Genomic DNA, 20,806 nt, shown 5'->3' on the forward strand with positions numbered 1-20,806 from the left:
ATCCGCACCAGCCCCCGGCAATCCCTTCACTCACTTCTCCGCCGCAGGCTCGACTGCTCTGCCCGCATGCCCCGAGCCGCCTCCAAAGCTGTGGCCGCCGCCATCTTTCGACCCGGGAGCAGGGGAGCGCAGGGCTTCCATCTCCTTCCAAACCGCACTGTTTTCCGTGATGGTCTCCTTTGCCTCGCGCATGGCCTTGAGCGGCGCCTGATGCCACTCGCCGCCGATGACCATCACCCCGTCATCGGCCGGCGGAATGGTGCATACGAAGTCGAGCTGGTAGTGATCGAGATCCGCGTTGGGAACGCTGAACTGAACGAGATGCTCCCTGACCTCGGAGCTCGCCGTGCCAAGTTCCACGCTGGGTCCCTTGAAGTGCTCGTCATTGTTGCAAACCAGCCTCAGGCGCATTTCGGTTTTCGTGTCCCGGGGAAAGCCATGCTTGAAGTGCGACAGGAACACCGCGGGATTCAGCCGGATCGTGAAATCCGTCATGCCATCATCGTCTTGCCGGACGGCCCACACTTCGGGAAAGCCCCGCTTTTCATCGAAGGTTTCGACAAGTGGCAGCATCGGGTTGATTCCGCGGGCCACCGGCGCTAGCAGGGTTCCGGCAATCAAAAGCAAGGCGGGGAGAATTCTCATGGACGCAAGTAACTTCCTCCATGAAAAGCCGCCCGGCACCGCCACCGTCTCCACCAACAATCGCGAAGCGCACTTCGGTTTGAAAATTAGTGCTTAGTCATTAGTAGTTCCTGCATCGATGACCCTCACCGTCCTCGCCTTCGCCCAAGCCCGCGATCATCTCGGCTCCAGCAGCCGCGAGATCGAGTTTGACCCTGCCGAGACGACGGGTGCCGTCGTGCAGCGCTTGCTTCCGGATGCCAATCTCAGCGACTGGCGCGTCGCCCTCGACTGCGAGTTCACCACCTGGGACGCGCCACTCGGCAATGCCCGTGAACTCGCCATCATCCCTCCCGTCTCCGGCGGCTGATCCAGACAACATGCAAGTCACCATCGATTTCACCCCGGATCCGATCCTCGTGCCCGCGGAGCACCTCCCTTCATGGGAAATCGGCGCCGCCGTCGAGTTTCGCGGCATTGTCCGCGAAATGGAGCAGGGTAATCCCCTTAGCGGTCTCTTCTACGAGGCCTACGAGCCGATGGCCCGCCGTGTCCTCGAAAGGCACTTCGCTGAGCTCGCTGCGCTCCACCCTTGCGCCGCCGTCCACTTCATCCACCGCACCGGCTGGGTCCCCGTGGGGGAGGCCTCGCTCTTCATCCGCGTCCTCAGCGCCCACCGCGGGCAGGCCCTCTCCTTCCTGGCTGAGTCGATCGATCGCCTGAAGCAGGACGTCCCGATCTGGAAGCGCGTACAATAAAAAAGCGCGGGGACATCCATCCCCGCGCCGTGAATGATTGAGATTTCCTCAGGGCTTCTGCTTGTTGGCCGCAGCCTCTTCCGCAGCGGCTACCTTGCGGTTCTCCGGGATAATCTTGTATTCCAGCGTGGGTGCCGCCGGGGCTCCTCCCGGAAGAATGAAGACTAGCTTGCGGAGGTCCGGATCGAACTCCCAAACCGCCGAGTAAAGGATCGCCTTCGGATTGGCCTTGGCCACGGTTTCAACCCCCACGTTGCGCTGGGCACCGCCGAGCTTCACATCCACTGGAGTCCAGGAGGCGGGCAGTGCGATCGGCTTTTTCTCGAAGTTCATGAACAGGTCCTTGCCGGTCGCATTCAAGACCCGGAAGGTTCCCCACGGGAAACGGCCGGCATTGTCTTCGATCACGAAGGTCCGCAGGCCCGTCGGATGTTTCGCATCGGGAATGATCAACACCAGCGGTGACTGCACATCCGCCGGCACCTTGATTTCCACTGCGGCAGGCTTGCCATCCGGACCGGTCTTGTCCGGGGTCACCAGCATTGGCCCGGGCGCGCCATCGGAGGGTGCCGCCGCTTGAACGGGCTCCGAACGCTTCAATGGGTGCAGGCCCTTTAGCTCAACCTCGGTGGTGCCGGTTTTGAGGCTCAGCTTGCGCGCCGCCGTCGCGTCGTCCCACGGCAGAAACCGCAGCGCAGCGGCCTGTAACGGGGCAGACAGGAAGGTGGCAACCAGGGAAATAACGAGCGGGACGCGGAGCGACATGATTGCAGGATTCTTAAGGCAGGACCGAGCTTCGGACTAGGTCGGGATCTCAGATCTCGGATTTCGGGATCTCCGTAGACGGAACCTGCCGCATGGAGACGATCTCGAAGCGACGTCCAAACGTTTGGTTCACATTCGTGAGGGATGCAATCGCGGAGTCGGGGGCGTTCGTAATATCCACGAATTCCGGCACCCGCTGCACCACCGCTTCGCACCAAGCGCGGGCGGTCACGTTGCCCTTGCTGTCCTTCGTCTCGCCGTAGCCACGCACGGTGAAGGTGTCCGAGCGGCAGGTGATCACCGGGGCCAGCGACTGCAGCACGTCGGCTTGGGTCAGGTAGCCGGGGATGCCCACGCCAGTGTCGCGGATCAGGTTCGACACCCCGTCCGAGTAGATCTGGCCAGTCAGCGGCGCCAGAGCCGAGATCGGCAGGGTCGTCTGCTTACTGATCTGATTAAAGCCCGCGGCGTCGATCGCGGTCTGGATCGCGCCCGCGCGGCCCAGATCGGTGTTGTCCACGCGGCGGTTCACGAATTCAGCCAGCGATTGGAAGGGACCACGCTTGCGGACTTCCGCCACGATGCTGGTCGCTAGGGTCTTGATCTGCGTGTCGTCGAGCGAGCGGAAGCCGTTCCAGATGTCGTCTTCGCTGCCGGTCGGGTGGCGGAAGCGCGGGAAGGCGGTCTTGCTGGTCGGGGAAGTGCCACCATCTTGAAGCTCGAAGGACTCGCCCCGCAGGCCGGAAAGCACCGCAATCCAAGCCTCCACGTCCGTGGAGTTGATATTGAAAGCACCATCTACCAACAGGTGCGCCGCGATCTTGGTGCAGCCTTCCGGATCGGAGAGCATCTTGACCAAGGCCGCGTCCCCCGTGCGGCCCTTGTAGAGTGACATACGCGGATTAGAGAGCGGCGACTTGAGCGGGTCCTCTACCCAGCTCTGCAGCACCGTCTTGACTGAGCGGCTGACAGCGGCTCCCGCACCATCATAAGCGGTGGTAATCGGGCTCGGCTTCTGGGCTAGGCCCACCTTGGCGGCAGCTCCGCTGAAGAAGAAGGTATCCCACAGAGCCTCGTTCGTCAGGTAGCAGGTGTCGTAGGTCGGGAAGCCGGGGTTCGGCACCGCGGTTGTCACCAGCTTCTTGCCGACCTCCGTCCGCCGCAGCCAGGCCGGTGCCCAGCTATTGCCGAACTGGTTGGCCGGGCCGTAGGTCGAGGACGAAAGGTCCGCGTGCTGGAAGCCGCCCAGCGAGAGCATCGCCTCGCGCGGGATCTCGAAGAAGGGCAGGATCGACTTGCCCTTGGCCGCATCGTGCGACTGGCCCCAGAAGGAACGGCGGCCGTCCGCAGTGGTCTGGATCGCACCGTCGAAGCTGGTCACCCCGCGCATGGTGGAAACGTAGTGCGGCGGAGCCGTCAGCCCCTGGTTCGAGGAAATGTAGTGGGTGATCGAGGCTTGGCGCGGATTGACCGTGTAAATCAGGTCCGCGGCCGCCGCGGACACGTTGCTGGTCTGCGCGGTGCGCTCGTAGGTCTCCAGCACGCCGAAGGGCACCACGCCACCGGCCTTCAGCTCGGCGAAGCTCCGGCTCGGCGAGGTGATGGTGGTATCCTTGAGCGAGGCGTAACCCACCATCTGAACGTCGGTCGTCACTTGGCCGCCCTGGCGGTCGAGGCTGACCGGGGTGCGGATGCGCCCGCCGTCCTCAAGGGTTACGAAATAGTGATAGGCCTTCGCGGAACTGTCGGACATCGAGAGCCTCACCGTGTCGCCTTGGGCCATCGGGCGGGTGAAACCATCGCCTTGGGTACCATTTTTCATGGGGACCGTCAGCCCGCCCTTGGTGCTCATCTGATTCACGTTGTCCACCGGCCGCATCCAGATAGCTTTGCTGGCTGCGGTAGTGGAGGTGCGAAGATAATCGGTCGGAGTGGTCTGCGAAGGCGCGAAAACCCGCACTTCCCCCGGCTCGAAGTGGATCGGAGTGCTAATCGATGCTGCGGTACCGCCGCTGGACATCTGGCACAGGAAGTAGGGATTGACCTGACGGCCGTGACCCACGGTCTCGAATTGGTAACCCATCATCCGCGACATCGCTAGTCCCCGGACCGGCTCCGAGTTGAAGGTCCAGTTGAGCTGCCACGGGATGTCCACCCACGGATAGGCCACTGCCCCATCGATATCGAGCGCGACGTTATAAGGATTCCACAGCGAGACGATCGGCGCGATCACCAGGCGCACCTCGTTGTCGCCGCCGAGAGCCATGCTCAGTAGATACACCACCCGGTTCAGCACCGGCTTCACCCCGGTGACCGAACTCACGCCTTGCGGCGGCTTGGAGGGTGACAAGAAGGAACCGGAATCCGCTGCGGCGCTCTTGACGGCCACGTGGTCCACCCGGCGCTCCGCGACGGTGGGTGCGCTGCTGCCACTGCCACCGCCATACATGTAGCGCGGCAGGCGGTAGAAGGAGCGCAGGTGGTCGAAGGTCGGCACCGCGGCCGCGTAGTAGCGGTTCGAGACCGAGGCCGGGTCGAAGGTGAGCTTGCAGTTGACGATCGGGTTGTCCACCAGCGGCCGGAACAGCGGCGCCTCTGTCTTGAAGGTCGAAGGAACAACCACGCCGGTGCGCGTCTTGCCGTCCTTGTCCTTGCGGAAGGGGTTCTGGACCTCACCCCAAGTCGACTTCTTGAAATCGTCGTCGCTCATCTCGAAGCCGAGGCTGAGGTCCACCTTCAGGCCGCCGTTCACGGCATCGGTCGCCAAGCCCATCGCGGTCGTGGTGTAGCTGGCTTTGGCAAGGGCCAGATCGCTCTGGCTGCCAGCGTAGATATCAGCATCCAGCCCGATCTGGTTCTGCGAGAGCACCTTGTTAGCGCGCGCGTTGAAGTCGGCCTTGGGTTGCTTAAGCCCGGTCGCCTTGGCCAAGGATGGCCGGCGTTGGGCTTGTAGAGCCATGTTCGCCGGAGAGTCATTGGTCGAGTCCGGCCCGGCGACGTTGACCCTCGCCTTGGTGTTTTCCTGGACCACGCCCCATGCCAAGCTGCCCTCCTTCATCGGCACTGGCGGCGCGCTCAAATCAAATCCGTTCTGCTTGCGCGTGAACAAGCGCATCCAGTCGGGCTTGGCCTCACCGTCGACAAAGGTCCGGTCCTTCAGCTCCTTCAGGTCGGGGCTGGACATCAGCCAGCCGCGGAAGCCGTTGGTCTTCTGCGCCGCGTAGCCTGCGGCCGAGGCCGACTGGCTGGTGACCTGAATGTACTTCGGACTCCACGAATTCCACGCGCCGACCACGTAAGGCTGCTTGGCCGTGTCGGAAATCGAGGCGTCGGCCGTGACCCGGCGGTCATCGCCCACCTGCTTCTGAAGTTGGCCGATCGCCATCATCACCGCCAAACGGGCATTGGCGTAGGCCTGCGCCTGCGCATCGCCGGCTCCGGCGCTGCGCAGTGAAATCGTGCTTAGGGACAAGAGGCCCACGGCGAGGATCGTCAGCAACACCATCAAGCTGAGGGTGATGACCAAGGCGAAACCCCGCTCGGAGCGGTTTCGACGAATTCGTGGAGACATCGAAGGGACGGGTTTTGGGTTCAACTTCGGGTTAGGCTGCTTTTGTAAATTCAAAGTCACGGGCTGCCAATGCAAATTTATGCACACCGCCTTCCTTCCGGTTCAGCAGCGGGCGTTCTTTCATGAAGGTCGCTTTTCACCATGGATACGCCCGAAAGGCTCTGTGGGTTTATTCATCCAATGAAATTCGGAGAATATACATTGTAAATAGCTCTTCTGGGCGATTGTCACCCCATGGGAAACGTTTCTTTGGGAAATTTTTTTCTCCCGCGCCTCGGATTCGAGGCGGAAGCAAGAGGGTTTCGGGAAATAAAGAGCGCCATTTGGCCTGCTTGGGGCGGGTCGAAGGGACGGGTCCGGGTAGGCGGCCCGGGGAATCGCCTCCTATGGAGAACTGCGTCAAAAGCACCCGGACCCCGCCACCAAATTACGCTAGGTCTGGCATCGTTCGCTTTCGGGCCGTTTGCGGGCCGGAAATCCATTGGAAGGACCTGCGCTTGGCGCTAAAGGTATCTTCACCCGAGACGCCTTTTCGCTTTTTGTCACCTGTCGCCTATGTGCCCGCCTCCCGCCGGAGATAGTTCCCCGACTCCCTCGTCCCTCCCTGAGGGACCTGCGCGCCTGAAAGCGAGCGACTTGATCCAGGTACTGCCGGCGGCCATCTACACCTGCGATGCGGCGGGCTTCGTAGAGACCTTCAATGCCGCCGCCGCCGTCCTCTGGGGCCGAGAAGCGGTTCCCGGCACGGATCGCTGGTGCGGCTCTTGCAAAATCTTCCAGCCGGATGGTCGACCGCTGCCGCTGGAGGAGTGCCCGATGGCCCGGACTTTGCGAGGTGAGGAATTCCCGGGCGGCGGGGAGATCATCGTCGAACGCCCGGATGGTAGCAGGCGAAACGTCATGGCCTATCCCCAGGCCCTCCGTGATTCCTCCGGCGCGCTGATCGGTGCGGTGAACATGCTGGTGGATATTACCGAGCGTCGCCAAGCCGAGCAGGAGCGGGAACTCGCCAGCCGCATGCCGATGGAAAATCCCTCGCCGGTCATGCGCCTCGCCGACGGCCGGATCATCAGTTTCGCCAACCCCGTCGCGGATGCAGTGCTGGAGATCTGGGGCGTCTCGCGCGGGCAGGAAGCCCCTTCGGAAATCCAGCAAATCGCCCTCGCGACCTTGGACGCCGGAGAGCCGGGCACCTTCGACCTGAGCATCGGTGGCCGGACCCACTTGGTCCGCGTGGCCCCGGTTGCCGCAGATCGCTCGGTGAGCCTCTACTTCAACGACATCTCCGGCTTGCGGCGGGCGGAGGAAGCCCTGCGCCTGACCGAGCAGCGCTTCCGCACCGTGGCGATGAATTCGCCGGTGGCGATTTTCACCAAGGACGCTGCGGGCTGCTATACCTTGGCGAATCCGATCGCTTGTGCCGCGCTGGGCCACCCCGAAGGTGTCGAGGGCAAGACCGACCACGACATGCTGCCGCGTCACTTGGCCGACGCGCTACGCACCCACGATCTGGAGGTAATGCGCGATGGCAAGGCGGTGGAGTGGGAGGAATGGGTCCATGACCGGCGCTTCCTCGCCGCGAAGTTCCCCTTGCCCGGGGCAGATACCGATCCCGTTGGTGTCGGCGGCGTGGCCGTGGACATCACGGAGCGCTGGCGGATGGAAGCCCTGCTCCGTGCCAGCGAGGCGCGCTTCCGCACCCTCGCCAACCATGCACCGGTTGGCATTTTCCTCTCTGCCGCGAATGGCGATGCAGTCTTCGTCAATGCCAGTTGGTGCGCGATGTCCGGTCTGAGCCAGGAACAGGCGATGGGTAAGGCTTGGACCGCAGCTCTTCATCCGGAGGACCGCGAACGCGTGCTCGGCGGTTGGGATGATGCGGTACGCGATCATTCGTCCTCGGAATCCGAGTTCCGCTTCCTGAGACCGGATGGCAGCATCTGCTGGGTGCAGGGGAATGCCCTCCGCCTGCTCGACGAAAACGAAGAGCTTACCGGCTACATCGGCAGTTGCGTCGATATCACCGAACGCAAGCGCACCGCCGCCGAGTTGGCCGCGATCACCACTGAGTCCGAACGCAAGCGCCGCCTCTACGAGGGCCTGCTCACCAATACCCCGGACTTCGCCTACGTCTTCGATCGTCAGGAGCGCTTCACTTACATCAATGACGCCTTGCTGGCGGCTTGGGGCCGGACGCTTGAAGAGTCGCTCGGCAAGACCTGTCTCGAGCTCGGCTATGAGCCATGGCATGCTGCCATGCACGGTCGTGAAATCGCGGAGGTGATCGCCACCAAAGCACCGATCCGCGGCGAAGTGCCCTTCGATACGGTCAATGGCCGCCGCATCTACGATTACATCTTCACGCCGGTCTTCGGGGCGGATGGTGAGGTCGAAGCCGTGGCTGGCACTACCCGCGACGTGACCGAGCGCAAGGGGACGGAAGACCGTGCCGAATTCCTCAGCGAATTGAGCGGTAAACTCGCCACCCTCTCCTCGGAATCCGAGCTCATGGATTTGGCCGTATCCTCGCTGGGCGAGCGGCTTGGTGCCCATCGCTGCTGCTTCGTGGAATGCAATCCCGAGGAGGATTTCTTCTCCGTCAGCCGCAACTGGGTGAGCAATGGCGCGACCGACATTGCCGGCACTTACACTCTCCACGACTTTGGCGGGGATGAGTGGTGGCGCCAGTATGTCGCTGGGAATTTCTCGGTGGCGGACGCGCGAACCCATCGGCTGACATGCGACCTCAAGGAGGCGTATGAGCGACTGGGCGTCATCTCCTATGCGGTCCAGCCCTTCAAGGCGGAGGGCCTGACGACCGCAGTGATGGCCTTGACCGACAATCAGCCGCGCCGCTGGACGGAGGAGGAGTTGGCCTTGCTTGAAAACGTAATGGCGCGGGTCTGGCCGCTGGTGCTGCGCAGCCGCTCGGAGGCGGCCCTGCGCGAAAGCCGCCGGCAGATGCGCATGGTCTCCGACCACGTACCGGCCCTGATCAGCTATCTGGGCCGGGATGAGGTCTTCCGCTTCGCGAACGGCCGCTATCAGGAGTGGTTCGGCATCAAGCCTGCCAAGCTGAAAGGCATGCCGCTCAAGCAACTGCTCGGCGCGGAAACCTATCACCAGCGGGAGCCCTATATCGCCCGTGTGTTGCGCGGCCAGAGCGTGAAGTTCGAGGGGCCTTCGAAGCACCGCGAGCTGGGCTGGCGCGACCTTGAGATTTCCTACGTGCCGGACTTCAGCGCCGGCGGCCGGGTTCGCGGCTTCTACGTCATGGCGCTCGACATCACCGAGCGCAAAGCCACCGAGAAACAACTCGAGCGCCAGGCCCGGCGCCTGCGCCTGCTCTGGGAATCCGCCGGCGTGATTCTGACGGCGGACAATCCGGACCTGATGCTCCAGCGGGTCTTCCGCAAGATCAGCCCGATGCTGGAGGTGGATACCTTCTTCAACTTCATGGTGGATGAAGCGGGCGATGCGCTCCATTTGCAGTCTTGCCACGGGATCACCGACGAGCAGCGCGCCGATCTTGGTCGCCTGGAATTCGGGCAAGCGGTTTGCGGCACGGTGGCGAAGCGCCGCCAGCCGATGGTTGAGTGCTCGATCCAGGACTCGGACAATCCGCTGGTCCAACTGGTGAAGGGCTTCGGCATCCGCGCCTATGCCTGCAATCCGCTGATGGCTGGCGACGAGCTGCTAGGCACGCTTTCCTTCGCCAGCCGCACCCGCGACCGCTTCGAGCCGGACGAGCTGGAGTTCATGGAAACCATTTCCCACTACGTCACCGGTGCCTACGCCCGACTGCGTCTGGTGGATGACCTGCGAGCTGCGGATCGCCGCAAGGATGAGTTCCTCGCCACGCTCGCCCATGAGCTGCGCAATCCGCTCGCTCCGATCCGCACCGGCCTGGAGGTGATGAAGATGGCGGGGGACAAACCGGAGACTTGTGAGCGGGTTCGCGCCACCATGGAGCGCCAGGTCGAGCAGCTCGTGACCTTGGTCAATGATTTGCTCGACGTCTCCCGCATCACCCGCGGCAAGCTACAGCTCCGCAAGCTGCCCACAGCGTTGGACGAGATCGTGCGCAGCGCAGTGGAAGCCTCCCACCCGCTGATCGAGGAGGCCGGGCATCGCTTGAGCATCACCCTGCCGGGCGGGCCCTTGCACGTGGATGCCGATCCGCATCGCCTCGCCCAAGTGATCTCCAACCTCCTCAACAACGCCGCGAAGTACACGGAAGAGGGTGGGGACATCTCTCTGGAAGCGGTGCCCGATGGTGAAGAGGTCACAGTGCGGGTCCGTGACACCGGAATCGGCATCCCTCCCGCGATGCTTGACCGAATTTTCGACATGTTCACACAGGTGGAAGCGTCCGGCGGCGGCGATTACGGCGGGCTCGGCATCGGCCTCACCCTGGTGAAGTCGTTGGTCGAACTGCACGGCGGCAGCGTCCGGGCGGAGAGTTCCGGACCGGGATTGGGCAGCACCTTCAGCTTCCGCTTGCCCGTGCTCCGCCGCGCGCCTCACCATGGCGGGGAAACAAGCGCGGCGCTGGTTGCGGATGGTGTCCGCCGCCGGATTCTGGTGGTCGACGACAACGAGGCGGCGGCGACTACCCTGGCGATGGCGATTGAGCTGATGGGCCATGACCTGCGCGTCGCACGGAACGGCCGCGAAGGTGTCGCCGAGGCTGCGGATTTTCTGCCCGAGCTGATTCTCATGGACCTCGGGATGCCGGAGATGGATGGCTGGGAAGCCGCCCGCCGGATCCGCAGCGAAGCTTGGGGACAGAGGATTGTCCTCGTCGCCCTCACCGGCTGGGGACAGGACGAAGACCGCCGCAAGACGCACGAAGCCGGATTCGACCATCACTTGGTGAAACCGGCGCACCCGACTGCCATCCGCCAGCTTCTGGAAACCGCTCTGAAGTAAGACCGAGTTCTCCGCCCAAGGCTCTCACCAGTACCAAGTCACACTTGCGCGGAGGGTGCGGGGTTCGGCGGGGTGGAAGTGGACATCATCGACCCCGCCGGCGGCTTCGCCGGGAAGGCGTGAGGTGTAGTAATACTCGATGTCGTTGTCGGCACGGTCGAGGAGGTTGAGGCAGTCGAGGGCGACCTCGCAGTTCTCCCAGCGGTAACCGGCGCGGGCGTTCACTTGGAAGGAATCGCTGCTCGACACGCCCTTGTTCGCGGTGAGCGGCCGCTCGGAGAAGTAGCGGGCGCGCAGGGCACCGAAGAAGCCGAGCTCCTTGCCGATGGTCAGGCCGGAGGAGACGACGACGGGGACCTGATTCTCGATCCAGGGGCCACCGGTTCCCCAACTCTCGTTGTAGCGGCCTTCGGCAAGTGAGACTTCGCCATCGAAGGTGAACCAATCGTTTGGGCGGTAGTAACCGGCGAACTCGATGCCGTAGCGGGTGGTCGCGGGACCGGCATCCACGGTGCCGGCATCGCCCACGTAGATCAGCTCCGAATCATTGAAGAGGGCCCAGAGCGCGACGGTGGTGGTGAAGCAATCCGACCATTGGCTGCGCATGCCAAGCTCCGTTCCCCAGGTGCGGACAAGTGGATCGACGTCAGCAGCGGGTGCGCCAGTGTTCGGATCGACCTTGAGGGTCACGCCGCGGGCATCGTTGCTGTGGAAGCCACCGCCGAGGTTCACGTAGAACTCTTGGTCATGCCAAGGACCGAAGATGAGGTTGAGCTTGGGCACGATCATCTCATCAACATCGCTGCCGCTGTTGGCAGGCAGGTCGCTATCGACATCGAAGGCGAAGAGATCGCCGCGGACAGCGGCCTCGGTGCGGAACCATTCGTTCCACTTGGTCTTGGCCTGCACGTAGAGCGAGTAGCTGCCGGTGAAGACGTCATCCTCGCGCACGGGGTTCACGTCGTTGCGGAACTTGGTGCGGGCAAGGCCGAGGTCGCTGATCCAATCGTTGTGAGTCTGGAAGCCGACGGTGTAGGTGGTCTCCGAGCCGAAGAGGTGGCGGTTCTCGAAGTCCACGGCGATGTCCGCACCGGCGAAGCCGCGGGCATCGCTCTGGCGGAACTGGTCGCCATTGACCGGATCATCGAGGAAGTAGGTGAAGTTCGAAAAAAGATCGAGGTCGTAGTAGCCGGCGTAGGCCTTGCCGCGCAGGACCACATCGCCATCGCGGCGGCCGAAGGTGGTGGAGAGCGAGTAGCGCTGGGACTGGCCGCCGTTGCTGGGATCGATGTAGCCGAAGCGGTCGATCTGGCCATCGATGACGGCGCGTATCGGGATCTGGTCAGTGGCGCGCCATTCACCCTGCGAGCCCATCAGAGTGATGTTGAAGAAGTTGTCGGCATCACCGCAGTGCCAGCGGATCAGGCCATTGAAGCGGTTGACGTCTTCCGGCAGGACCCAGGGGCCCTCATACCAGCTCGCTTCACCGCCGAAGGTGAGAGTGCCACCGCCGGCCGCGACCGAGTCTCCGAAAACGCCGCGCCAGTATTGGTCCTCGCCCATGGTGATGCCGGCAAAGCCGCGAGGCAGTTCGTTCACGAGGGAGAATTCGGCGGAGCCGGCGGTGGAGAGGTCACCGCGGTTCGCGGCGAAGGGGCCCTTCTGGTAGTCGAGGCGCTCGATGAACTCGCGGATGATGAAGTTCAGGTCGGTGTAGCCCTGGCCGTGGGCGTGCGAGCGGTAGTTCGCGGGCATGCCATCGACGAAGGTGCCGAAGTCGGTGCCGTGGTCGAGGTTGTAGCCGCGGACGAAATACTGGTTAGCCTTCCCGTCGCCGGAGTGCTGGGTGACGATCAGGCCGGGGACGGTTTCGAGCAGCTCGCCGCGGCGCAGCCACGGGCGATCTAGCAGTTCTTTGCGGGAGGCTTGGCCCTTGGAGGCGGTATCGGCTTCCCCTAGCAGGTTCTCGGCCTTGCCGGTGACGACCATCGGTTCCAGGGCATCTGCTTCCTCGGCGGCACTGGCGGTGCCGGTAAGGAAAGTAAGGGCGAGAAGCTGGCGACGCGCGAAGTGAGAGAAGATCACGCCACTGGAACGAAATCCTGGGCCTGACCCCACGGAAAATCTGCGTCTTGGTTCCCTTGGGTCAGCTCCCTTCCCTTTCCCACCAGGCGGAAAGCTTCTCGCGGGCACGGTAGAGGCGGCCTTCCACGGCGCGCTCGGAGCACTTGAGGATCGCGGCGCACTCGGCGTGGTTGAGTCCCTCCAAACAGGAAAGGACCAGGACTTCCCGGAACTTCAGGGACAGGGCGGCAAGACCGCGGTCCAGCTTGGCAAGGTCGGCTTGCCGAATGGCGGCTTCCTCGGGAGTGGCTCGGCCGCAGGGCAGATCAAGCTCCGGGCCGTCAAGGAAGGAGGTGGGATGGGTGCGGGCCCTGGACTTGGCGCGGTCACGGCAGAGATTGAGCGCGATCTGGAAAAGCCAAGTGCTCAACCGTGCCTTCGGCCGGAATCCCGGAAGGCCGCGATGGGCACGGATGAAGGTGTCCTGGCAGGCTTCGCGGGCGTCACCGGAGTCGCGGAGGTATTGGAAGCAGAAGTGATAGACCCTCTGCTGGTGGGACTCCACTAGGTGCCGGAAGGAAGAGCTGCAACCAGACTGCGCGGCATGGATCAGCGCGAGTTCCGCGCCCTCGTCCGGGGAGCGGCTGCTGAAAGCGCTCTCAGGCGCCGCGATCGCCGCAGGACTAGTGAGAGAGGATGCTATCATGGGTCCACTGCAGGAGCTTCTCGGCCTGCGCCGGGTCGAGATGATCCTTCATCGCAAAGAAGTGGTCCAAGGTCGCGCGCTGGAGCTTCGCTTGGGCGGCATTGAGGCGAGCCAAGGCGGCATCCACTCCGGAAGAAGAACTCTTGCCCTCACGCACCGCATTGGCCAATTCACGACCGGCCACCGCGATTTCCTGCCGGAGCCGCTCGCGGTCTCTTTCAAAGGCCTCCTCAAGCGGTTCCAGTGCGTCGTGCTGCGCGGGAGTGATCGCCAGTTGCTCGTGCATCCAGCGATGAAAATCCTCTTCCGACGCCGCTTGCCCATGCCGCCGCTGGGTCCCGTTTGAAACCAGGAACGCCGTTGTGGCGGCCAATGCGACCGTCGCCATAGCCCAGATCCACTTTCCACCACGGGCGCTCATGGCGTGGCGAAAGGCGCGCTGGCTGCGGGCAAGCCGAAGACCCCGAGAGGCGGCGGACCGGGACGCTCTCGGGTCACGCCAGCGCCGGAGAAAAGACTCACCGAGCCCGCGGCGATCACCGCGGAGCAGGTCAGCAGAACGGCACTGCGGAGCGAAATGCCCACACTTCGGGGCAGGCTGTCGTCCGCATTCACGCCAGCTATTACCCTCGCGGAAAAATCCACGGGTAGGGCGTCGGGCAGCTCGCGTCTCGCGCGCTCGAGGGTCCCTTGAAGTGAGCCGGAGTCGAACATCTCGGCCAAGGATAAGTCCTCTCCCGCTCAGGGCGAGATCAAAGCGCCACCCCGGACTTACGAAGTTAGCCAAGAGCGGAGCAAGCGGCATGAGCCGAATCCAGCAAAATCCCAATCAGCGCTCAACTTGGCGCTGCTATCACATTCGAATGCCCCTATGCGCTCCCACCGCACGGAGCAGGCTAAGCCGCCACCGTGAACGCCACCGCCGGCTTGCTGCCGCGGTTGATGAAGCGGTGCTTCACGCCCTTCGGGACGGTGAGAATGGATCCCGTCCGGATGGTCTCGCCGACCATACCGTCCACTTCCACCATCATCTCGCCTTCGATCAAAAGGACGCTCTGGGCGTGTTCGGGGTCGATTTCCTGGCGGGCGCTGGAGGCGCCGCCTTGCTCAAGGCGCAAAACGCCCGCTTGGGACGTGGCCATCTGCTGGAGGAGGAAAAATTCCTCCAGTCCGGGGGGCAGGGGGATTGGATTCATGGGTACAATACTCCGGGAAATGGGTTGGCCTATCTTTCGCAGGGCCCGTGCCATCTATCAAACAGCCGCCCTTGCTAGGGGAGACTTGGATGCCCCAAAGCCGGAGCCTTTCACATCGTGCAAGTTGCGACCAGCCGGTGCAATTCCCATCTAACAGCAGGTCAACTGCCGCAAGCGGCGCTGCTCTCCCGGAAACAGCGGATCAAGCTTCGCAGGTCATCGGGGACCACTGGCTTGGCAAGGTGGGCGTCGATGTGGGCATCCGTGCAGTGGCGCTTTGCATCGTCCTTCTCCAAGCCGCTGAGAATCGCGATGCATACCTTGTCGTTGCCGTGCTCGGTGCGGATCCGGCGGGCGGCCTCGACGCCGTCCATCTTGGGCATACCGATGTCCATGAGGATGATATCTGGCTGGAAGGTCTGCGAGAGCTCGACCGCCTGCAGTCCGTCGTAGGCGATGCCCACTTCATGGCCTTCCATCTCAAAGAATAGCGCGAGAATCTCGGCGGCATTCTTGCCGTCTTCGGCGACTAGAATTCGCAAGGGACGGGATGTGGCTGCGTTTGCGGAGGCTTGGTCTGCGACACCGGGAAGGGGAGTATCGAGAATCATGGCAGGGACTTGGGCTGGGATGTGCGAGGGGTGCTCTGGCACAACACGCGCCCCGGCGACCACTGGATTTCGAGCTGCCCTAAAGTCAAAATCCTGCGTCGCCGGGGTCGGTTGATGTGGTCGCTATCGAGCTGCACACCCAGCCTGCATAGTTGCTCGCTTGCGACGTGGTATTAATAGCAGATGCGGTGCACAAAATTTGGGTAAAGTATAACTCGCTAATCATCAGTGGAACCCTCGTGGAAGTGTCATACTGGCTTGCCCGAACCGCGTTGCAAAATCCGCTAGATGCACGATTTTGCAGTGCATTCGGCATCCTCAAACACTGATGCCGGCCAAACGTTCAATCTCACTTGCCACTTCTGCGGCATTTTCTTCGAGCAGGCGTTTTTCGCGGCGGCTGAAACGCCGGGGCTCGGTGTCCATCACGCATAACGCGCCTAACACTTGGCCTCCGGTCCCGCGGATCGGCGCACCGGCGTAGAAGCGCAGTTCGTGTTTGAGGAAGAGCGGATTGCCCGCGAAGCGCCGGTCGCGCTTGAGATCCTCCACCACCACGGTCTGGTTCGCGGCCACCACGTGGGTGCACACGGACAGCTCGCGCGGACTCTCACGGGCTTCCGCCAGTTCGTCCGGCAGTCCGTTGTAGGCCTTGAAATACTGGCGGTCATGGTCCACCAAGGTGATCGCGGCGATGGGCGCTTCGAAGACGCGGGACATCTTTGCGGTCACGTGATCGAGCACCGGTTCGCGCTCGGGATTCACCAGCCCGAGATTGTCCAAGGTGAGCTGGCGCTCCTCTTCGTTCTCGGGAACGGGGGGCTCGCTGATCACTTCGTTCGCGCGCAGTGCCAGTCGCTCGCACCAAGCGCAGGCTTCTGCCAGTGAGTGGCAGACTTCCTCGGCACCGGCTTCGCGGAGCATCTTGACCTCATCCGCGGCTTCACCGTTCACGCCCCACAGGCAGACCAGGATGCGTTGCTCGGGCAGAACCGCGAGGATCCGCCGGCAGAGGTTGCGGGCGTGGATCGCCTTGGACGGGGCGATGACCGTAATGCAGGCGACTTCGGCTTGATTTCGGCCCAGCTCCCGGGCGATTTCGGCCGCACTCCGCCGCCCCGGGGTGTTGCGGGCTTCGAAGCCGCGCTGGCGCAGGACATGGGCGACCATCGCACCCGCCAGCTCGTCGCGCTCGGCCCGTGCCGGCAGGCAGTGGACGCGGAGCAGGGGAGAGGGAGCCTCGGTTTCTTCTTCATCGTCGCTGGAACTGAAGCGCTCTTCGAGTTCCTCGGTGGTCTCCCTGATGGCAGTCGTGATCCGCTCGCGCTGCTCGTCGTCGATCAGTCCCTGGCGGTGGTCCTCTTCGGCGGTGGCGACCACGGGGATCAGCATCTCGTCGTAGAGTTCCTCGAGCGGCTTAGACTTGAGGAAGCCATCCACCAGCTCGGACTCGTCGTGTTCGCCGATGCGCAGCATGCGGTGGTAGCAGTCCTCCGCCGGGGTGAGTGCCTGCTCCTCGCCGAGCACCACGCTCAGGAAGGAGAGCTGCGGGATGTGGCGGCCCATCACCACCATGCAGACTGTGATCGGGGTGGCAAGCACCAGTCCCGCCGTGCCCCACAGCCAAGTCCAGAAGATCGCCGCAATGATTAGCGCGATCGAGGAAACCCCCGTGCTGGTGCCGTAGAGCCACGGCTCCATCACGTTGTTGCTGATCAATTCGATGACGACGAAGAGCCCGACGGTCAGTAGCGGCGGCATCCAGCTCGGCGAGACCGCAAGAGACAGCGTGATGGGGAAGGCTGCCGCGATCCATGGGCCGATGTATGGGATGAAGCGTAACACGGCGGCGAGCACGCCCCACAGCGGGGCATTCGGCACACCGATGAAGTAGAGGCCGATCGCCAGGGGGATGCCGTAGGTGACATTCACCACAAGTTGCATCAGCAGGTAGCGGCGGACCCGCGAGGCGGCATCATCCATTGCCCGCGTGGTGGCGCTAATGCGGCCTTGGCCGATCAAACGGATCACGCGCCCTTGGAGGTCCTCGCGCTTGAGCAGCATGAAGGTGGCGACCAGTAGCACCAAGCCGGCGGTGCCGAGCGGCCCGAGGATGGGAGCGACCATCGAGCCTACCATGGCGAAGGGCTGGTTCGATTCCGGGGTGGATACGACCTCCACCGGGAGAGGCGCGGCGGGGGACTTTCCATCGGTCTTGTCCGTGGCACCGGGAAGGTCCTTTTTCAGGTCCTCCACGGTCTCTGTGACCTTTTCCAAGGTGCCGCCGCGGGGCATTTGCACCGCCTGCAGCTTGGCGCGGATGTTTTCCTTGTAGGCGGGCAGTTGGTTGGCGAGGTCGATCGCTTGGTTGCCGATGGTCCAACCCAGACCAATCGTGCCGCCGACGATCAGCAACATGACCGCGACGACTGCGCCGATCTTGCCGAGGAAGCGCTCAAGACGCGTGACGAAGGGGCCAAGCAAGAAGGTAATCAAGGCGGCGAGCGCCAGCGGAATGAGGAACTCCCTGCCGAAATAGAGCCCCGCAATCAGCGCCGAAGCGAGGGCGACGGCATGGATCCCCGCCAAGGAATCCGCAGCGGAGCGGTGGCGCGGAGTGGGGGGCAGGGAGGAGTTGCGGACGGGTGAGGGCTGCATGGGAGCGGTGCCTTCTCTTTGCAGGTCAGGTGCCGTGGCGTTTTCCGCGCAGCGCCAAGGCTAAGCGTGCATGGCAAAATGCAAGGTGCATGGCCGTGCGATTTGCAAAATTGCGGAATGCACGATAAAAGGAAGCTCATTACGAAGCGGGCCCGAAGCTGGAATCGACCCTTTCCCGCCTTTCGGTTAGATTCCGGAGCATGCAAGACCGCTTCTATGTCGGGGTGAAAAGGTATGTGCTCTGCATTGAGCGCCGAACCGGCCGGGAAATCTGGCGGACCGAACTGAAGAACAGCGTTCTGGTCAACTTGGTCGTGAGCGGGGACATGATCTTTGCCCACGCCGGCGGGGTGATGTTCGGGCTCCGCACCGCGGACGGCGCCATCCTGTGGCGCAACGAATTCACCGGCCTCGGCTACGGCTATTGCTTGATCGCTACGGATCCCAACCAGGAGCAAATGCAAGCTGGAGCTGTTGCTGCCGCTGTGGCTGTAAGCGCCGCGTCTTCATCGGCCGCGTCGTCGTCGTCTTGATCCTTGCTAGAGAAGTCCGGCGTCGTTCATCGCACGGCGTAGCAGTTCCTTGCCGCCGCTTTCGATGATCTCGCCATGGCCGGGGATGATGCGATCGAAGTCCCAGCTGAGGGCTTCCTCGAGCGACGCACGGAAAGCGGGCTTTTCGGCGACGCACCACTTGAAGATCCGGCTCATGCCGGGGTAGCGGTGGAACCCGGCGATGTGGCGGTGGAAGAAGCGGTTCCAGCCCTGCTCGTCGGCTTTGAAATTGAAGATCAGGTCGGCGAGGATGAGGGTCCGCGAAGGAATGTGGAGCATAAGGTGCTCCTCGACCTTCGGAGCCCCGGCCAAGCGCAGGACGCGGAGTTGACCCTCCCATTCTGGCGGTGGCGGTAGCAAGGGCGTGATGGGAAAGCCGACGACTTTGTCGAAGCCCTCCGGGCCGAGGAAGGGGAGGCCGGGAAAGGCGTCGCGACCCTGCGCGGCGTAGGTGTCGTGGAAGAGCATGACTTCCGCGAGCCAAGCGGGTTCGCCTTGGGCGCGGATCGCGGCGATGTCCGCGGCTGTGAAGGGAGCCATCGAGTGGATCAGCAGCTTGCCGGAATCCAGGCGGGTCACCGTGACAGTGCGCCCGTGATTGGTGCCAAGCACGGAGAGCGGGTAGTGCAGGGTCCAGAGCCCCGGGGCGACTTGATTCATGCGCTGGCTTTGTTCGCGAGAAGCGTCCGCACGGCAAGCCTGTCCTGCTAGACGCCGCTGGTGACTGCTGCCGGCGCGCGGCTGGACACCACGGTTTCACGGCCTTCCTCCACGCCATCGATGTCGTACTGGAGGGTCATCGGCGTATCGCAGTCGGTGGCCGCGTATTCACCGTGGCCGCGGAGCTTGGTGAGTTTGTTGGTGCCCGAGCCCGGGACCACCGCGAAGGCGGATTTCGCGATGCCGTCCTCGAAGGTGCCAACATGCTGAAGAACGAAGCTGCCTTGGTAGCCGGCCAGCCCGCCGCTCACCCGTTCCATTCCGATGAAGGTGGCGGACCCATCTTCGCGATAAGTCATCAGATATTCGATCCGTCCCTCGCCTTCGATATCGCCGCGATAGCTGACGAGGGCGCTCACCCGGGTCATCTTCGGGAGACCCTTTTTTTCGTGAAGCGGTTTCTCATCCCAGGATTCGATGTTGAAGGTGGCATTGGCAAAGGTGCTCATAATTTTTGTGAGATCTCATGAGCAGTGACGGGACCAAGGCGAGGATGCCCGTCCCTGCAGGGATTCACCACCAGCCATGAGGAAGCCTGGAAGCAATGTGCATGAAACCCCGTTGCAGATTGCCGGAGGGGAGGGACGGACTTTCGGGAAAGGTTTTTAGCGGATGGTTGCTATGAGTGGTGGTGTATTGACTTATCTTTGGCGCTTGGTTGCCTTTTGTTAAAAATGCGGAATTTATTTATTAAAATATCTTTACTGTAAATGTCGTCCGGTTGTTTACCCGGCCGCGTTATGCGCCCCTACATCCCCTATGTAGTCGCGCTGCTGGGTCTTCTCACCCCAGCCGCCGACGCAGCCCTGATCGTAACCTATGCGGAGTCTCCGGGAGATACCCGGTCCACCTTGCAGAACACCACGGTCTTCACCTTCAACGAACTCGCCACCGACACCACCCACGAAAATGTGGAGTGGACAGGGGTGGGGACCTTCGACCTCGTTCATGTCCTCGCCGCGGATTCTTATGGCGGTGCGGTGGATCCCGGTTTTGAAAACGGATCCCCATATATGGTGCAAGGCGTGGGTGGGAATACCACCACCACGCTGACACTTGATTCCGACCATGCCTACTTCGGCCTGTGGTGGTCGGCGGGTGATTCCCAGAATATCCTGCAGTTCTTCAGCAAGGGAGAACTGGTGGCTCGGTTCACCACCCAAACCCTGCTCGACCGCTTGGCCGATTCCACGGACTACCGCGGCAATCCGCGCGACCGCGGGTTGAACTACGGGGAGAACTATGCGTTCATCAATTTCTTCGGCATGGACGGAACCACTTGGGACAAGATCACGCTGAGCAATGGCTCGGGCAGCGGTTTCGAGTCGGACAACTACACCGACCGCGCGGCTCCCTGGACTCTGATCGAAGACGGGCCGCTGCCGGGCAACAGGCTGGCCGTCGTGAACGGTTCCTCGGTGATGCCGGTGCCAGAGCCGTCCAGCGGACTGCTGGTGATGGGCAGCACCTTGGCGGCCGTCTGCCTGCGCCGCCGGAAGCAGCAGGCTTGAGAAAAGAAGTTTCAACCCCGGATCAAAATAAGAGGCCCGCCCGGATTTCCGGGCGGGCCTCTCGTGATTCAGGATCGAGTCATCTCATTTCGAGACGCGGAAGGTGAGCACCTTGTCGCGCGGAATCCAGTCCTCG

17 protein-coding genes are annotated in these 20,806 nt (G+C 62.9%); 5 read left to right on the forward strand and 12 right to left on the reverse strand.

Going from position 1 to position 20,806, the window contains the following annotated elements:
* Positions 1-30 precede the first annotated feature (30 nt).
* Positions 31-645: a hypothetical protein gene (locus tag BV071_RS24020; RefSeq protein WP_265594807.1), complete on the reverse strand. Its 615-nt coding sequence runs from the start codon at positions 643-645 to the stop codon at positions 31-33.
* 118 nt (positions 646-763) lie between these two features.
* On the opposite strand from BV071_RS24020, the gene BV071_RS24025 reads away from it, so the two are divergent.
* Together BV071_RS24025 and BV071_RS24030 are read left to right on the forward strand one after the other, a co-directional pair.
* Complete coding sequence (locus BV071_RS24025; RefSeq protein ID WP_035612544.1) at positions 764-994, forward strand: MoaD/ThiS family protein; 231 nt, start codon at positions 764-766, stop codon at positions 992-994.
* Between the two features lie 10 nt (positions 995-1,004).
* Positions 1,005-1,382 carry a molybdenum cofactor biosynthesis protein MoaE gene (locus BV071_RS24030; RefSeq protein WP_035612546.1) on the forward strand — a complete coding sequence of 126 codons (378 nt, stop codon included), beginning with the start codon at positions 1,005-1,007 and terminating at the stop codon, positions 1,380-1,382.
* Between the two features lie 48 nt (positions 1,383-1,430).
* Here the strand turns inward: BV071_RS24030 and BV071_RS24035 are convergent, their stop codons facing one another.
* Together BV071_RS24035 and BV071_RS24040 are read right to left on the reverse strand one after the other, a co-directional pair.
* Complete coding sequence (locus tag BV071_RS24035; RefSeq protein ID WP_035612549.1) at positions 1,431-2,147, reverse strand: hypothetical protein; 717 nt, start codon at positions 2,145-2,147, stop codon at positions 1,431-1,433.
* Positions 2,148-2,196: 49 nt separating this feature from the next.
* Positions 2,197-5,718 (reverse strand): hypothetical protein, encoded by a 3,522-nt coding sequence (locus BV071_RS24040; RefSeq protein WP_265594808.1) that lies wholly within the window; start codon positions 5,716-5,718, stop codon positions 2,197-2,199.
* A gap of 636 nt (positions 5,719-6,354) precedes the next feature.
* Here BV071_RS24040 and BV071_RS33595 point away from each other — a divergent pair.
* Entirely contained in the window at positions 6,355-10,650 is a 4,296-nt protein-coding gene (locus BV071_RS33595) for a PAS domain-containing protein (RefSeq protein WP_052573824.1), read from the forward strand.
* Between the two features lie 24 nt (positions 10,651-10,674).
* On the opposite strand, the gene BV071_RS24050 is transcribed toward BV071_RS33595, so the two are convergent.
* From BV071_RS24050 to BV071_RS24080, 7 genes are all read right to left on the reverse strand, one after another.
* Positions 10,675-12,735, reverse strand: a complete 2,061-nt coding sequence (locus tag BV071_RS24050) for a TonB-dependent receptor plug domain-containing protein (RefSeq protein ID WP_035612553.1) — start codon at positions 12,733-12,735, stop codon at positions 10,675-10,677.
* A 61-nt stretch (positions 12,736-12,796) separates the two neighbouring features.
* Positions 12,797-13,420 carry an RNA polymerase sigma factor gene (locus BV071_RS24055; protein WP_052573825.1) on the reverse strand — a complete coding sequence of 208 codons (624 nt, stop codon included), beginning with the start codon at positions 13,418-13,420 and terminating at the stop codon, positions 12,797-12,799.
* Positions 13,398-13,841: a periplasmic heavy metal sensor gene (locus BV071_RS35690; RefSeq protein ID WP_075090992.1), complete on the reverse strand. Its 444-nt coding sequence runs from the start codon at positions 13,839-13,841 to the stop codon at positions 13,398-13,400. Before BV071_RS35690 ends, BV071_RS24055 begins: the two co-directional genes overlap by 23 nt.
* Entirely contained in the window at positions 13,838-14,134 is a 297-nt protein-coding gene (locus BV071_RS35695; protein ID WP_265594809.1) for a hypothetical protein, read from the reverse strand. The genes BV071_RS35690 and BV071_RS35695 overlap by 4 nt, the downstream gene beginning before the upstream one ends.
* A 182-nt stretch (positions 14,135-14,316) precedes the next feature.
* Entirely contained in the window at positions 14,317-14,616 is a 300-nt protein-coding gene (locus BV071_RS24070) for a cupin domain-containing protein (RefSeq protein ID WP_035612559.1), read from the reverse strand.
* Positions 14,617-14,777: 161 nt separating this feature from the next.
* Positions 14,778-15,227, reverse strand: coding sequence for a response regulator (locus BV071_RS24075; protein WP_035612561.1), 450 nt, complete (start codon positions 15,225-15,227; stop codon positions 14,778-14,780).
* Between the two features lie 318 nt (positions 15,228-15,545).
* Positions 15,546-17,885 carry an AI-2E family transporter gene (locus tag BV071_RS24080; protein ID WP_052573826.1) on the reverse strand — a complete coding sequence of 780 codons (2,340 nt, stop codon included), beginning with the start codon at positions 17,883-17,885 and terminating at the stop codon, positions 15,546-15,548.
* A gap of 158 nt (positions 17,886-18,043) precedes the next feature.
* On the opposite strand from BV071_RS24080, the gene BV071_RS24085 reads away from it, so the two are divergent.
* Positions 18,044-18,418 carry a PQQ-binding-like beta-propeller repeat protein gene (locus BV071_RS24085; RefSeq protein WP_343123409.1) on the forward strand — a complete coding sequence of 125 codons (375 nt, stop codon included), beginning with the start codon at positions 18,044-18,046 and terminating at the stop codon, positions 18,416-18,418.
* Positions 18,419-18,424: 6 nt separating this feature from the next.
* Here the strand turns inward: BV071_RS24085 and BV071_RS24090 are convergent, their stop codons facing one another.
* Both BV071_RS24090 and BV071_RS24095 read right to left on the reverse strand, forming a co-directional pair.
* Positions 18,425-19,099, reverse strand: a complete 675-nt coding sequence (locus BV071_RS24090) for a hypothetical protein (protein ID WP_035612564.1) — start codon at positions 19,097-19,099, stop codon at positions 18,425-18,427.
* A gap of 47 nt (positions 19,100-19,146) precedes the next feature.
* Positions 19,147-19,608: a DUF3224 domain-containing protein gene (locus BV071_RS24095; protein WP_052573827.1), complete on the reverse strand. Its 462-nt coding sequence runs from the start codon at positions 19,606-19,608 to the stop codon at positions 19,147-19,149.
* Positions 19,609-19,899: 291 nt separating this feature from the next.
* Between BV071_RS24095 and BV071_RS24100 the strand changes: the two genes are divergently transcribed.
* The gene (locus BV071_RS24100) at positions 19,900-20,670 is read left to right on the forward strand and encodes a PEP-CTERM sorting domain-containing protein (protein ID WP_052573828.1); all 771 of its coding nucleotides are present in this window, start codon (positions 19,900-19,902) and stop codon (positions 20,668-20,670) included.
* The last annotated feature ends 136 nt before the right edge of the window (positions 20,671-20,806 follow it).

Source organism: Haloferula sp. BvORR071 (assembly GCF_000739615.1).
Taxonomy (GTDB): domain Bacteria; phylum Verrucomicrobiota; class Verrucomicrobiia; order Verrucomicrobiales; family Akkermansiaceae; genus Haloferula.

Bases quoted from the DNA above. Each gene is read 5' to 3' on its own strand.
- BV071_RS24095 (WP_052573827.1), bottom strand. From the start codon at position 19,608: ATGAGCACCTTTGCCAATGCCACCTTCAACATCGAATCCTGGGATGAG.
- BV071_RS24035 (WP_035612549.1), bottom strand. From the start codon at position 2,147: ATGTCGCTCCGCGTCCCGCTCGTTATTTCCCTGGTTGCCACCTTCCTG.
- BV071_RS24055 (WP_052573825.1), bottom strand. From the start codon at position 13,420: ATGATAGCATCCTCTCTCACTAGTCCTGCGGCGATCGCGGCGCCTGAG.
- BV071_RS24080 (WP_052573826.1), bottom strand. From the start codon at position 17,885: ATGCAGCCCTCACCCGTCCGCAACTCCTCCCTGCCCCCCACTCCGCGC.
- BV071_RS35695 (WP_265594809.1), bottom strand. From the start codon at position 14,134: ATGTTCGACTCCGGCTCACTTCAAGGGACCCTCGAGCGCGCGAGACGC.
- BV071_RS24090 (WP_035612564.1), bottom strand. From the start codon at position 19,099: ATGAATCAAGTCGCCCCGGGGCTCTGGACCCTGCACTACCCGCTCTCC.
- BV071_RS35690 (WP_075090992.1), bottom strand. From the start codon at position 13,841: ATGAGCGCCCGTGGTGGAAAGTGGATCTGGGCTATGGCGACGGTCGCA.
- BV071_RS24075 (WP_035612561.1), bottom strand. From the start codon at position 15,227: ATGATTCTCGATACTCCCCTTCCCGGTGTCGCAGACCAAGCCTCCGCA.
- BV071_RS24100 (WP_052573828.1), top strand. From the start codon at position 19,900: ATGCGCCCCTACATCCCCTATGTAGTCGCGCTGCTGGGTCTTCTCACC.
- BV071_RS24070 (WP_035612559.1), bottom strand. From the start codon at position 14,616: ATGAATCCAATCCCCCTGCCCCCCGGACTGGAGGAATTTTTCCTCCTC.
- BV071_RS24020 (WP_265594807.1), bottom strand. From the start codon at position 645: ATGAGAATTCTCCCCGCCTTGCTTTTGATTGCCGGAACCCTGCTAGCG.
- BV071_RS24040 (WP_265594808.1), bottom strand. From the start codon at position 5,718: ATGTCTCCACGAATTCGTCGAAACCGCTCCGAGCGGGGTTTCGCCTTG.
- BV071_RS24030 (WP_035612546.1), top strand. From the start codon at position 1,005: ATGCAAGTCACCATCGATTTCACCCCGGATCCGATCCTCGTGCCCGCG.
- BV071_RS24025 (WP_035612544.1), top strand. From the start codon at position 764: ATGACCCTCACCGTCCTCGCCTTCGCCCAAGCCCGCGATCATCTCGGC.